This window comes from Amycolatopsis sp. FBCC-B4732 (assembly GCF_023008405.1).
Taxonomy (GTDB): domain Bacteria; phylum Actinomycetota; class Actinomycetes; order Mycobacteriales; family Pseudonocardiaceae; genus Amycolatopsis; species Amycolatopsis pretoriensis_A.
Map to the genome: position 1 here is coordinate 1982800 of NZ_CP095376.1, position 12898 is coordinate 1995697.

The 12898-nt window shown below is 72.6% G+C and carries 10 protein-coding genes; 7 read left to right on the plus strand and 3 right to left on the minus strand.

Features of this window, described 5'->3' with window-relative positions:
• Positions 1-21: 21 nt before the first annotated feature.
• Positions 22-999, minus strand: coding sequence for an Acg family FMN-binding oxidoreductase (locus MUY14_RS08465; protein WP_247022272.1), 978 nt, complete (start codon positions 997-999; stop codon positions 22-24).
• Positions 1000-1145: 146 nt separating this feature from the next.
• Here MUY14_RS08465 and MUY14_RS08470 point away from each other — a divergent pair, with 146 nt between their 5' ends.
• From MUY14_RS08470 to MUY14_RS08500, 7 genes are all read left to right on the plus strand, one after another.
• On the plus strand, positions 1146-2840 hold the full coding sequence (locus MUY14_RS08470; RefSeq protein ID WP_247025082.1) for a GAF domain-containing protein: 1695 nt from the start codon (positions 1146-1148) through the stop codon (positions 2838-2840).
• Positions 2841-3088: 248 nt separating this feature from the next.
• Positions 3089-3496: an Hsp20/alpha crystallin family protein gene (locus MUY14_RS08475; RefSeq protein WP_247022273.1), complete on the plus strand. Its 408-nt coding sequence runs from the start codon at positions 3089-3091 to the stop codon at positions 3494-3496.
• 71 nt (positions 3497-3567) lie between these two features.
• Positions 3568-6219 carry a bifunctional GNAT family N-acetyltransferase/acetate--CoA ligase family protein gene (locus MUY14_RS08480; RefSeq protein ID WP_247022274.1) on the plus strand — a complete coding sequence of 884 codons (2652 nt, stop codon included), beginning with the start codon at positions 3568-3570 and terminating at the stop codon, positions 6217-6219.
• Between the two features lie 19 nt (positions 6220-6238).
• A complete protein-coding gene (locus MUY14_RS08485; RefSeq protein ID WP_247022275.1) occupies positions 6239-7324 on the plus strand; it encodes an acetate/propionate family kinase in 1086 nt (361 codons plus the stop codon).
• 4 nt (positions 7325-7328) lie between these two features.
• Positions 7329-7724: a hypothetical protein gene (locus tag MUY14_RS08490; RefSeq protein ID WP_247022277.1), complete on the plus strand. Its 396-nt coding sequence runs from the start codon at positions 7329-7331 to the stop codon at positions 7722-7724.
• Complete coding sequence (locus tag MUY14_RS08495; protein WP_247022279.1) at positions 7721-8449, plus strand: hypothetical protein; 729 nt, start codon at positions 7721-7723, stop codon at positions 8447-8449. Before MUY14_RS08490 ends, MUY14_RS08495 begins: the two co-directional genes overlap by 4 nt.
• Complete coding sequence (locus MUY14_RS08500; protein ID WP_247025083.1) at positions 8449-11067, plus strand: cation-transporting P-type ATPase; 2619 nt, start codon at positions 8449-8451, stop codon at positions 11065-11067. Before MUY14_RS08495 ends, MUY14_RS08500 begins: the two co-directional genes overlap by 1 nt.
• Here the strand turns inward: MUY14_RS08500 and MUY14_RS08505 are convergent.
• Positions 11048-12283 carry a hypothetical protein gene (locus MUY14_RS08505; protein ID WP_247022280.1) on the minus strand — a complete coding sequence of 412 codons (1236 nt, stop codon included), beginning with the start codon at positions 12281-12283 and terminating at the stop codon, positions 11048-11050. The genes MUY14_RS08500 and MUY14_RS08505 overlap by 20 nt on opposite strands.
• A 68-nt stretch (positions 12284-12351) precedes the next feature.
• The gene (locus tag MUY14_RS08510; protein ID WP_247022281.1) at positions 12352-12801 is read right to left on the minus strand and encodes a universal stress protein; all 450 of its coding nucleotides are present in this window, start codon (positions 12799-12801) and stop codon (positions 12352-12354) included.
• Between the last annotated feature and the right edge of the window lie 97 nt (positions 12802-12898).

Genomic DNA, 12898 nt, shown 5'->3' on the forward strand with positions numbered 1-12898 from the left:
CGAGAACCGTGTCGCCTGGGGTCAAGCCTTGGCCAGCAGGACGTCGTCCAGCGAGCGTCGCGGTGTCCACGGGACCGGCGCCCCCCGGCCCAGCCGCAGCACGATCTGCGGCCAGAGGCCGCCGCCGAGCAGCTGACGCAGCTCGGCCCGGATGGCCGGGACCTCGACCGGCTGGGAGATGAACGACGCGTCGAGTCCCGCGGCGGTCGCCGTCAGCAGGACGCGCTGCATCGCCTGGCCCGCCCGGACCCGGTCGGCCGGGCCGTCGTCGAAGGAGCCGATGACCACGACCAGGGGCTCGGAGTGGTCGGTCCGGCCCCGCGGCCGGGCCCCGAAGTCGCGCAGGACCCAGCCCCCGTTGTTCGACGGCATTGCGCCGGCCGCGTACTCGGGGACGCCGTCGCGGGTGTCCGGGGTCCGTGCGGTCCAGTACTGCCACTCGGCGAGGAAGGCCGGGTTGCCGAGCTGGACGTGGTGGGCCTTGTGCACCAGCTCCCGCAGGCCTTCCAGCTGCTTCGCGTCCAGGCGCGGCAGCCAGGCCTGTTCGACCTCGGCGGCGTGGCGCAGCTCGGCGACCACCGAGGGCGGGATGACGCCCTCCTCGAACGGGGTCCGGTTCGTGTGCCGGCGCGGGATCGCGTCGGCCAGCTCGACCACGCGCGGGTCGGGTCGGCGGGCCCCGAACGGCCGCACCAAAGCCAGCAGTGTCGGGTCGTCGCGCCGGGGGAACAGCGTCGTCGCCGGGTGCGCACCGAGCGCCTGGATCGCGGTGCGCAGGTTGAACAGCGCGGCGCCGCAGGAAAGCAGGAGTTCCCGCTGGTCGGCGTCGGCCACCGGCAGGGCGCGGTCCGGATCGGCGTGCAGCTCGAGGCCGGCGGGACCGCAGCGGAACCGCCAGGGCTGCGTGTTGTGCGTCGACGGCGCGAGGACCGCGGCGCCGATCACGGACTTCACCTGATCGGCGTCCAGCAAGCCGATCGAAGTGATGGGTAGTGTCATGGTTTCCCCTCGTGCCGCGGAGCGGCACACTGACGTTCCGAAAGCTTCCCCAGACGGTCTCTCGCGACGGAGCACGGCGGAAAGGGGACAAAGTCACCGATGATGCGGAGGCCTTGGTGAGTGAAGCCCGGCAGGAGCCGAGGCGGATGGCGGGAACGCTGTCCGGGCTGCGGCTGCGCGAGCTGCTGCGCGACCTGCAGGACCGCATCGAGCTGCTGATCGGCACCCGGGACAAGATGGACGGCCTGCTCGACGCCGTCCTGGCCGTCGCGTCCGGATTGGAGCTGGACACGACGCTGCGGCGCATCGTGCAGGCGGCGATCGAGCTGGGCGAGGCGAAGTACGGCGCGCTCGGCGTCCTGGCCGAGGACGGCAGCCTGGCCGAGTTCCTCTACCTCGGCATCGACGACGAGACCCGGCAGCTCATCGGCGACCTCCCGGCCGGTCACGGAGTGCTGGGTGTGGTCATCGAGGAGGCGAAGCCGCTGCGGCTCGCGGAGATCTCCGAACACCCCGCTTCGGTCGGCTTCCCGGCCCACCACCCGCCGATGCACACCTTCCTCGGTGTTCCGGTGCGTGTGCGGAACGAGGTGTTCGGTCGGCTTTACCTGACCGAGAAGAAGAACGGGGAACCGTTCACCGACGACGACGAGGTCGTCGTGCAGGCACTGGCCGCGGCGGCCGGTATCGCGATCGAGAACGCGCACCTCTACGAGCAGGCGCGGATCCGGCAGCAGTGGCTGGCCGCGACCAGTGAGGTGACGACCGAGCTGCTGGGCGGCACGGACCCGGCCGAGGCGCTGAACCTGATCGCGAGTCGCGCGCTGGAGCTGACCGGCTCGGACGTGACGATGCTGGCGCTGCCGAACTCCGGGCGCCTCGACGTCGATGAGGACTGGGGTGACGACGTCGACGACCTGACGGTCACCGTGTGCGCGGGGACGCAGGCCGCCGAGCTGTCGGGAACGCGCATCGACATCGAGGACAGCGTCCCGGGCGCGGTGTACCGGGACCGGACGCCACGCAGCGTGCCCGAGCTGGCCCTGCGCGCCCACCGATTCGGGCCCGCGATGGTCGTCCCGCTGCGGGCGGGTGACCGGACGACCGGGGTCCTGATCGCGGCGAGGGAGGCCGGGGCGGGCTCGTTCGAGTCGGCGCAGCTGTCCGTGGTGGCGTCGTTCGCCGACCAGGCAGCACTGGCCCTGCAACTGGCGGCGCAGCAGCGGGCCGCGCGTGAGCTGGACGTGCTCGGCGACCGCGACCGGATCGCCCGCGACCTGCACGACCACGTGATCCAGCGGCTGTTCGCGGTTGGGTTGTCGATGCAGAGCACCCAGCGCCGCACGAAGTCGCCGGACCTGCAGAAGCGGCTCGGCGACAGCATCGAGCAGATGCACGAGATCGTCCAGGAGATCCGGACCGCGATCTTCGACCTGCACGGCGGCGCGGCGGGGGAGACCGGCCTGCGCCTGCGCCACCGCCTGCACGACGCGGTCGCCGAGCTGACCGACGACGCCCCGCTCCAGCCGACGGTCAGCATGTCCGGCCCGATCGACACGCTGCCGTCGCCGCTGGCCGAGCAGGTCGAGGCGGTGGTGCGCGAGGCGGTGAGCAACGCGGTGCGCCACGCGGGCGCGTCGTCGGTGGTGGTGTCGGTCGCGGTGCAGGACCACGTGATCCGCGTCGTGGTCGTCGACGACGGCAAAGGACTGGCGGAAGGCATCTCACCGAGCGGGCTGGGCAACCTGCGGGACCGGGCCGAGGCCGCCGGCGGCACGTTCGCGCTGGGCCGCGGTCCGGAGGGCGGCGTGAAGGTGGAGTGGTCGGCCCCGGTCGGCTGAGCCCGTCCTGGGTTCACTCGTTCGCACGGCGGATCCGGTGACAGTCCGATAGCGTCCGTCACGCGGGCCGGCGCGCTACCTCCCCCTCGGTGCGCCGGCCCGCTCTTCTCCGCCGGTCGCGGTTCCACGCCCGCCCGGCTTCGGTGACCAAGGTCCTCGCGGTTCGGGCAATCCGGCCGCGTCGCCGCGTCCCGGACCCGAGGTCTCCTTGTCCCGCGGCACCCGATGTCGCGGAGAGGAGAGAACGGATGACCACCTTGGTGCCGGGCTCACGCCTGGCGTTGCCGAGCATCGCGGCGTGGCTGGACAACCCCTGGCCGTTCGCCGAGCACAACCCGGTCCGGATCGAGGAGTCCACTGAGGACGGAAAGTACCTCGTGCGGGCCGAACTGCCCGGCTTCGACCCGGAGAAGCACATCTCCGTGACCACGCACAACGGTCTGCTCACCATCGCCGCCGAACGGGAGGCGAAGGAGCAGACGGAGGGCCGCAGTGAGTTCTACTACGGCACCTTCAGCCGCACGGTCAGCCTGCCGGCCGGGGCCGACCCGGCCAAGGTCAAGGCGACGTACACCGACGGCATCCTCGAGATCTCGATGCCGGTTTCGGAGCACCCGCGCGACAAGCACGTCAAGATCCAGGTCACCAAGGACTAGGTGACCCCTCCGAGGTGGGCGCGGCCCCTTGGCCGGCCGCGCCCACCCCCGCACGCCCCGGAAGGACAGAAATGAGCGTGGAGGCGGGCTCCCGGGCCCTGCTCGCCGGCGGTGACGTGGTGCTCGTGCGTCCGCTGCACCCGGCCGACACCGCCGAGGTGCTCGCCCTGCACACCCGGCTGACCCGGCAGGACACCTACTTCCGCTTCTTCGGCGCACCGTCCGGTTTGGACAAACTGGCCGCCGGGATGACCGCCGAAGCCGGCCCCGGCCACTACGCGGTCGGCTGCTACCGCCGTGGTGAGCTGCTCGGCGTCGCGAACTACGAAGTGCTGGAGGGTTCCACCGACGCCGAGGTCGCGCTCGTCGTGGACGCGTCCGTGCGCACCCAGGGCGTCGCGACCCTGCTGATGGAGCACCTCGTCTCCCACGCCCGCAAGACCGGGCTGAGGCGGTTCCTCGCCGAGGTGCTCGCCGAGAACGCCAAGGTGATCCACGTCTTCAAGGACCTGGGCCTCAGCTTCGAGGCCAGCATCGGCGGCCCGGAGCGCGACGTCGTCATGAAGCTCGACGACGACCCCGCCTACCTGGAGGCCGTGCTCGAGCGCGACTCGGTCGCCGACGCGGCCAGCCTGGCGCACCTCTTCAAGCCCGCTTCGATCGCCGTGATCGGCGCCGGGCGGCGGCCGGGGTCGGTGGGCCACGCGGTACTGGCCAACCTGGCCGCCTCCGCTTACCGAGGTCCGGTCGAGGTGGTGAACCCGCACGCGCGCGTGATCCTCGGCGTGCCGAGCGTGCCCACCGTCGCGGAGCTGAGCCGCACCCCCGAGCTGGCCGTGGTCTGCCTGCCCGCACCGGCCGCCGCCGAAGCGGTCGAAGCGTGCGGGCGACGTGGTGTGCGGGCGATCGTGGTCATCTCCTCCGGGCTCACCGGCACCGAACACGGCGACCGGGTCCACGCGGCCGTGCGCGAGTACGGCATGCGGCTCGTGGGCCCGAACTGCCTCGGGGTGGTCTCCACCGACCCGGCCTGCCCCTACGACCTCACCTTCCTCGCCACCCGGATCCGGCCGGGCACCATCGGCGTGGTCACCCAGTCCGGCGGCGTCGGCATCGCCCTCGCCGAATCGCTCGACGACCTCGGCCTCGGCGTGTCCACGCTGGTCTCCACCGGCGACAAGTACGACGTCAGCGGCAACGACCTGCTGATGTGGTGGACGGCCGACCGCCGCACCGAGCTGGCGGTGCTCTACCTCGAGTCGTTCGGCAACCCCCGCAAGTTCAGTCTTCTGGCCCGCCGGCTGGCCAAGACGCGCCCGGTGCTCGCCGTCCGGTCCGGCAGCGGCGACACCGCCCAGCGCGCGGCCGCCTCGCACACCGCCGCGGCCGCGACCCCCGCCGTCACGAGGGACGCGCTCTTCGAGCAGGCCGGCGTCATCGCCGTCGACACCGTGGCCGAGCTGGTCGACGTCATCGCGGGACTGTCCTGGCAGCTGCTGCCGGGCGGACCGCGCGTGGCCGTGGTCAGCAACGCCGGTGGCGCCGGGGTGCTGGCCGCCGACGCCTGCGAGCGCGAAGGCCTGGTCATGGCGGAGCTGTCCGACGACACCCGGGCCCGGCTCGCGAAAGTCCTTCCGCCCGAAGCGGCGGTGCGCAACCCGGTCGACACGACCGCGGCGGTCGCGCCCGGGGTGTTCGCCGACGCGTTGCGCGCGGTCCTGGCCGACGACGGCGTCGACGCGGTCATCGCCGCGACCGTACCCACCGCGGTCGGCGATCCCGGAACGTCGCTCGCCGACGTGCTCCCGCCCGAGTACAAGACCGTCTTCGCGGTACGTCCCGGGCAACGCGCCCGCGTCGCGCCGCTGGTGCCCGGCACCGGGGTGACCGCCTGCTACGACGACCCCGCCGCGGCCGCGGCCGTGCTGGCCCGGCTCGTCCGCTACGAGCAGTGGCTCAACCGGCCCGAAACCGGGGAAGATCTGACACCGCTGGAGGACCCGGACGCCCTGCGCGCCTTCGCCGCCGGCCGCGAAGGCTGGCTGCCGCCCGCGGACGCCGCCGAACTGCTGCGCCTGGCCGACATCCCGATGGTGGAGACCCACTACGTCGAAGCCGGCGACTCGATGGCCGCCGCGGCCGCCGACGTCGGCTCGCCGGTCGTGCTGAAGGCCGACGCCGACGGCCTGCTGCACAAGACCGCCGGCGGCGGCGTGCTGCTGAACGTGCACGGCGCCGACCGGATCCTGGAGGCGTTCCGTACCCTCCGGTCCCGCTTCGGGGCCAAGCTGCGCGGCGTGACCGTCCAGCCGATGGCCGAACCCGGCCGTGAGCTGCTCGTCGGCGTGCGGTCCGACCCGGTGTTCGGGCCGCTGGTCGTGTTCGGCCTCGGCGGCGTCGACACCGACCTGATCGCCGACCACGCGGCCCGGCTGGCCCCGCTCACCGGCACCGACGCCGACCTGCTGCTCGACGGACTGCGCTCCGCGAAGGCGCTGTGGGGCTCCGGGCAGCTGGACCGCGCCGCCGTGCGCGACCTGCTGCTGAAGGTCAGCCGGCTGGCCGAGCTGGTGCCGGAGCTCGCCGAACTGGACCTCAACCCGGTGCGCGTGCGTGCCCGTGACAACCGAGGCTCCGCCCCGGGCTGCCTGGCCCTCGACGTCCGCGCCCGGCTGGAACCCTCCGCCGCACCCGACCCGTTCCTGCGCCGGTTGCGGGACTGACTTCGCCAGGAGGAATGCCGTGCGTGTGCTGACCCTGAACCCCGGCTCGTCCAGCATGAAGGTGTCGCTGATCGACAACGGCACGGGCGTCGGCTGGGCGGCCTGGGACCTGAGCGTCCCGGGCGCGATCGCCCAGGCGATCGGCCGGTGGTCCGAAGTGGACGCCGTCGCGGTCCGGTTCGTCCACGGGGGCTCGCAGAAGGACCCGGCCCTGGTCGACGACGCCCTGCTCGCGAACCTGGAGCGGCTCACGACGCTGGCGCCGAACCACCAGCCGCTGTCGCTGCGGGTGACCCGCGAGGTCCGCCGCCTGCTCCCGGACGTCCCGGTGGTCGCCTGCTTCGACACGGCGTTCCACGCCCGGATGCCCGAAGCCGCGGCGCGGTACCCGCTCCCGCGGTCGTGGACCGCGCAGAACCGGTTGCGCCGCTACGGTTTCCACGGCCTCTCGTGCCAGTACGCGCTGCGCCGGACCGGCGAGTTGCTGGGCCGGGTGCCGGCCGGGCTGCAGGTCGTGTGCGCCCACGTCGGTGCCGGGGTGTCGGTGACCGCGATCCGCGACGGCCACGGCGTCGACACCAGCATGGGGTTCACCCCGCTCGAGGGCGCGATGATGGCTACGCGGTCGGGTTCGATCGACCCCGGCCTGCTGCTGCACGTGATGCAGACGGCGCCGATGAGCCCGGCGGAGATGGCCGACGCGCTGTTCCACCGCTCCGGGCTGGCCGGCATGACCGGCACCGACGGCGACCTGCGCCGGGTGCTGGCCGCAGCCGCGCGCGGCGAGGAGGACGCCGCGGTCGCCCTCGACGTCTACCGGCACCGGCTTCGCCGCGAGATCGCCGCGGCCGCGACGAGCCTGTCCCGGCTGGACGCTCTCGTGTTCACCGGCGGTGTCGCCGAGCACCAGCCGGAGCTGATCACGTCCGTGCTCGACGGACTGGGCGTGCTCGGCCTGCGCGCCGGTGCGGTGCCGCACACCGACGTGGACCGGATCATCTCCCGCGTCGGCTCGCCCGTGCCCGCCTTGATCGTCCGGCCCCGCGAAGACCTGGAACTGGCCCGCGGCGCCGAAGCGGCGCTCGCCCGAGTGTCCGTGAGGTGACCCCATGCACGTCCTGCTGACCGAAGCGTCCTTCGGCGACGCCGATTTCCTCGTCCAGTCCCTGCGGGACGCCGGCTGCCTGGTCAGCCGCTGCCACAGCCGCGCCGGGCTCTGCCGTGCCCTCGCGGTCGGGGGCCGGTGCCCGCTCGACGAACCGTTCGCCCAGCCCGACCTGGTCGTCGACGTCCGCGGCCAGGAAGCCGAGCTGACCGCGCGCGAGTTCGGCGTCGTCTGCGCCGTCCGCGACCACGTGCCGATCGCCCTGGTCTCCCCGGACCCGTGCGTTCCCGCCGAAGTGCCATCGGGCCTGGAGAACCGGGTCACCGTGATCGACGTCGACGGCCTGCTGGCCACCTGCCGGGCCGCCACGAGACACCTCGGCGTCCCCTCGAGCGGATGACCCGGCCCGCGTTCCGCTGGGACGTCTCGTCCCGGGCCGTCCTCGGCGACGCGTTGGCCCGGCTGGGGCCGAACCGGTGCGTCGCCGAGGTCCGGCCGGACGAAGTCGTGCTGACCGAGCCGCCCGCCCGCCGCGAGCGTGCGGGCAACGCCGCTCTGCTCGAATGCGGTGCCGCGCTCTCGACCACCTGGACCGTCGTGCGGGTGCTGGGCCGCGACCCGGTTGTGGCCTTCCCGCACGACCCGGACCGGCCCGACGTCGCGGCCGTGGTCCGGATCGGCGGTCCGCGTCCCGCCTCGAGCGGGGAATGGGGGCGCTACACGGCGTTGCGCGAAGTGGCGGAGCCGGCGCGCGGCACGGTATTGCGGCCGGTCAGCCTCGCGCTGCTCAGCGCGGTGGCGGGCGACGACTTCTGGCCGGACACCGAGGTCCGGGTCGTCCGCCCCGCCTGGGTGCCGACGCTCGAGGGGCTCGGCGCCGACCTCGCCGGCCGGTCGGCCCTGCTCGTCACGACGCCCGGCGACAGCCGCCGCCACCACGTCCTCGCCGGGGCGGCCCTGCACGCGACCCGGCTCGCCGCGGCGGTGCGGGGGCTCGCGTCCGAGCGCGTCCCGCTGGCCTACCCGGCGATCGCCGAACGGTCCCGCCACGCCGAAGTCCTGCCCGGCGTCCCGCAAGGGCTGCTGCTGGTCGGCCTCGCCACCCCGAAGCGAAGGAAGGCATGATGACCACCCACCTCAGGACGAAACCGCCCGTCGCGGAGGAACCCGCGGTCGATGCCCGCGAGCCGGTCGCCCGGCTGCTGCGCGACCTGCGGACGGCGCCGACCGGGTTGACGGCGCGCGAAGCCGCGCGCCGGCTGCAGGTGAGCGGCCCGAACGCGTTGCCCGCGCGGAGCGGCCACCAGTGGCCGCTCGCGCTGCTCCGCCAGCTGATCCATCCGCTGGCGCTGCTGCTGTGGGTGGCGGGCGGGCTGGCGTGGGTCGCCGGGACGACGAACCTGGCGATCGCCATCGCCGGCGTCATCCTGCTCAACGGCCTGCTGGCGTTCGTCCAGGAGCAGCAGGCCGAGAAGGCGGTGGAGGCGCTGGGCAAGTACCTGCCGGACCGGGCACCGGTGCTGCGCGACGGCCAGGTCTGGCACGTGCCGGCGACCGAGCTCGTCCCGGGGGACGTGCTCGTGCTCGAGGAGGGCAACCGGGTGCCGGCCGACGCCCGGCTGATCGACGGCACGGTCGACGTCGACGCGTCGATGCTCACCGGCGAGTCGGTGCCGGTGACGCGGATGGCCGACGCGCACGACGACGCGACGCGCGCGCTCGACTCCCCGGTCCTGGTGTTCAGCGGCACGGTGTGCGTCGCCGGGGCCGCGCACGCCGTCGTCCACGCCACCGGGCGCCACACCGAGATCGGCCGGATCGCGTCGCTCTCGGCGCGCGTCGGGCGGGAGGAGAGTCCCCTGGAGCGGCAGGTGCGCCGGGTCGCGTGGCTCATCGCGCTCGTCGCCGTCGTCGTGGGGATCGGGTTCCTGCCGCTGGGCTGGCTGGCCGGGCTGTCGTGGTCGGCGGCGTTCGTGTTCGCGATCGGCCTGCTGGTGGCGAACGTCCCCGAGGGGCTGCTGCCGACGATCACGCTCGCGCTGGCCGCGGGCGTGCGGTCGATGGCGAAGGCGGGTGCGCTGGTCAAGCGGCTTTCCGCGGTCGAGACGCTGGGTTCCACGACGGTGATCTGCACCGACAAGACCGGCACGCTGACGCGCAACGAGATGCGCGTGGAGGAGATCCGTCCGGCGGGGGAGGAGGGGCCGCTGATCGCGGCGCTGGCCCGGTGCAGCACCGCCGACCTCGGTGGGGGCAGCGGCGATCCGACGGAACTGGCGTTGCTGCGCCACGCGGCTTCCCACGGGGCCGATCTGTCCACCCGGGACGCGCTGAGGAAGACGTTGTACCCGTTCGACCCGCGGCTCAAGCGGATGTCCACTGTGGATGCCGTAGATGACGGGCTGTGGGTGTCGACGAAGGGCGCTCCGGAGCAGATCCTGCCGCGGTGCGTACTGCCCGCCGGCGAACGGACCCGGCTGCTGGCCCTGGTCGACGAGATGGCCGGCCGCGCGTTGCGGGTGCTGGCCGTGGCCGGCCGCCCGGTCGGGGTGGTACCGGCGGACCGGGAGGAGGCGGAGACGGAGCTGCGCCTGCTCGGCCTGGTGGGCCTGGTCGACCCGCCCCGCCCGGAGGTCGCGGCGGCGGTGGCGGACTGCCACACGGCGGGGATCAAGGTCCACGTGGTCACCGGCGACAACGGCCTGACCGCGGCGGAGATCGCCCGCCGGGTCGGCATCGGCGCGGACCGCGTGATCAGTGGCGACGAGCTGGCCGGCCTGCCGGAACCGGCGCTCGACGAGGCGCTGACGGCCGACGGGGAGATCGTGTTCTCGCGCGCCGCACCGGAGGACAAGCTGCGCATCGCGGACGCCCTGCGCGACTGCGGCGAGGTGGTGGCGATGACCGGCGACGGCGTCAACGACGCACCGGCGTTGCGCCGGGCCGACATCGGCGTGGCGATGGGCGTGGGCGGCACCGACGTGGCGAAGGAAGCGGCGACGGTCGTGCTGACCGACGACAACTTCGCGACGATCGTCGCGGGTGTCCGGGAGGGGAGGCGGGTCTACGACAACGTCCGCAAGTTCGTGCTCTACATCTTCGCGCACGCGGTGCCGGAGGTGCTGCCGTTCCTGCTGTTCGCGGTGTCGGGCGGGATGATCCCGCTGCCGCTGACGGTGCTGCAGATCCTGGCGATCGACCTCGGCACGGAGACGTTGCCCGCGTTGGCGCTGGGCCGCGAACCGGCCGAACCGGGCTTGATGTCCCGCCGCCCGCGCCGCCGGTCCGAAGGCGTCGTCACCGGCCGGATGCTGCTGCGGGCGTGGGGGATCATGGGCCTGCTGTCGGGAATCCTGGTGCTGGCCGCGTTCTTCGCGGTCCTGTACGCGGCGGGCTGGCACCCGGGGGCGGACGTCTCGACGGGAGCGTTGCACGAGGCCTACCTGCAAGCGACGACGGCGAGCTTCGCGGCGATCGTGTTCTGCCAGGTGGGAACGGCGTTCGCATCCCGGACCGAGCGGGTGTCCCTGCGTTCGGTGGGTTTGACGACGAACCGGCTGCTGCTGGGCGGAATCGCGTTCGAGCTGGTCTTCGCGGCGGCGTTGATCTACTTGCCCCCACTGCAGAACCTGTTCGGCACGGCAGCACTGCCGGCGTGGGTGGTCGCGATGCTGCTGCCGATGCCCGTGCTGGTGTGGGGCGCGGACGAGCTGTTCCGGTGGTTCACCCGCCAGCGGGCGTGACGGGCGTACGTGCCGGCCAGGGGTTCGCGATGCTCCAAGCCAGGAGAAGACGAGTAGCGCTGCGAAGGCGCCAAAGTGTTCGCCAGCGGAAGTCACTCGCCGTGTCCTGGCTCCAAGGACCGAGGAACAGGACCCCCGGAGTCGTTTCTCCACCGTGGAGTCGTCCAGAGTGGACGGTTTTCGAACGGGCGTTGTAGACGAAGTCGAGGGCTGCCGCTTCTTCCTCGCTGACGACTTTGCGCAGCGACGCTTTGAAGGCTGCCCCGAGACGCAACCGGTTCTTGCAGCTCTCACAGCGCTCGAACTTGAACAGCTTACCTGCGACCGTTTCGACAGAAGCGACGAAAGACACCGCGGCGAGGGAGGGGTGGCGCGGAGCCGCCTGGATACCTTCGAGATAGGTGTCCAAGGCGGCGATCAGCACGGGCTCCTGCCGAACCCGCGACCAAGCCGAATCGAGCATCTCCGGCAGGGTCAGGGCGGTCGCCGCGGAAAGATCGAACGTGTCCGTGGCTGAAGGCCGGTACCACGGGAGACTGGCGGGAACCGGCCGTTCGCCCCACTCCGTCGGCGCGGGAACTTCGCGCACGACCAAGGATTCATCGGTCACCACCGACAGAAGCCCGCACAGCGTATGCAGATCCCGAGTCGCGGGGACACTGGCGGAAATCCAGTTGTAGCCGCGCGTTGATCCACTCACTCGAATGGGGATGGAACGTTGGATTCCCCACGACGAAAGGGAACGTTGCTGTGTCAAATCGGGCTCGACGAGGACCTGGTCGGTCGAGGTCAGCTTCATGGACCCGATTGACACCTCGGCTGTCAGCCGGCTCGTGCCGCCACTGATCCGTTCCGGGCCAGGACCGATGATCGCGGTCCAAGGGATTTCCTCGCCCTCGTCGCCAAGCGTGGCCGCCGCGTGCTCCGCCGCGGTCGTGACTACGCCGACGAAGTTCTCGTCGGCCGCCGACTCTCCGGCGAGGATGACGAAGACCGAGTCGGTGGTGAACGCGAGGAGGACCACCGTCCCGGCGCCGTTCCCACCCTGGAGGGTGATTCTGAGGAACGGTTCCGTCGTCGCGTCGTAGAGGTGGCCCACGACAGAAATCGAGGTTTCCGCGAGAGCGCGGGAAAAGCGGTGAAGCCACTCGTCGCCTTGCGCGGACCAGTCGATCGCGAGCGAGGCGGCGACGACGTGCCACGGGTAGCCGATCATCGAGGAAGGGTCTCACACTGCCGCCTGCATCGCCTTCGGATTGCCGCGAGGTCGCCTTCCGGGCATGATCAGGCCGGTGCGAGCCGGTGCGCCGCTTCCGGGGTGATGACCACCACCGGGCACCGCGAGTACCGCACGCACTCCCGCCCGACGCTGCCCAGCACCAGGTCCGCCATCACCCCGCCGCGGTGGGTGCCCAGCACCAGCAGGTCCGCGTCGGCCGACGCGGTCACCAGCTCCGTCGCCGGGTCGCCGTGCACCGTCCGGGTCTCCACCGCGGCCGCCGACGAGATGCCCAGTTCCCGCATGTGCTCGTCGAGGGAGTAGCCCGCCTCCGGGACCCGGCCGTGCGGCTGGATCGTGAACGACGTGCCGGGCAGCAGTGTGTCCCGTGGCCGGACGAGGATCGCGCGGACCGTGTCGCCGGCGTGCGCGCCGATCTCGAGCGCCCACCTCAGTGCCGCGTCGCCGCGGGGCGTCCCGTCCGTTCCGACGACGATCACGCGTCCGATGCTCATGGCTGCCTTCTTCCTCTCCGGTGACGCCCTGATCGTGCGACTGACGCGGAGACGCCGGTAGGGGCCGAATTCCGCCGGACCGAGGGACTTTGTGCTC

Excerpts from the sequence above, each read along its gene's own strand:
- MUY14_RS08465 (WP_247022272.1), bottom strand. The coding sequence starts at position 999 with ATGACACTACCCATCACTTCGATCGGCTTGCTGGACGCCGATCAGGTG.
- MUY14_RS08470 (WP_247025082.1), top strand. The coding sequence starts at position 1,146 with ATGGCGGGAACGCTGTCCGGGCTGCGGCTGCGCGAGCTGCTGCGCGAC.
- MUY14_RS08475 (WP_247022273.1), top strand. The coding sequence starts at position 3,089 with ATGACCACCTTGGTGCCGGGCTCACGCCTGGCGTTGCCGAGCATCGCG.
- MUY14_RS08480 (WP_247022274.1), top strand. The coding sequence starts at position 3,568 with ATGAGCGTGGAGGCGGGCTCCCGGGCCCTGCTCGCCGGCGGTGACGTG.
- MUY14_RS08490 (WP_247022277.1), top strand. The coding sequence starts at position 7,329 with ATGCACGTCCTGCTGACCGAAGCGTCCTTCGGCGACGCCGATTTCCTC.
- MUY14_RS08495 (WP_247022279.1), top strand. The coding sequence starts at position 7,721 with ATGACCCGGCCCGCGTTCCGCTGGGACGTCTCGTCCCGGGCCGTCCTC.
- MUY14_RS08500 (WP_247025083.1), top strand. The coding sequence starts at position 8,449 with ATGACCACCCACCTCAGGACGAAACCGCCCGTCGCGGAGGAACCCGCG.
- MUY14_RS08505 (WP_247022280.1), bottom strand. The coding sequence starts at position 12,283 with ATGATCGGCTACCCGTGGCACGTCGTCGCCGCCTCGCTCGCGATCGAC.
- MUY14_RS08510 (WP_247022281.1), bottom strand. The coding sequence starts at position 12,801 with ATGAGCATCGGACGCGTGATCGTCGTCGGAACGGACGGGACGCCCCGC.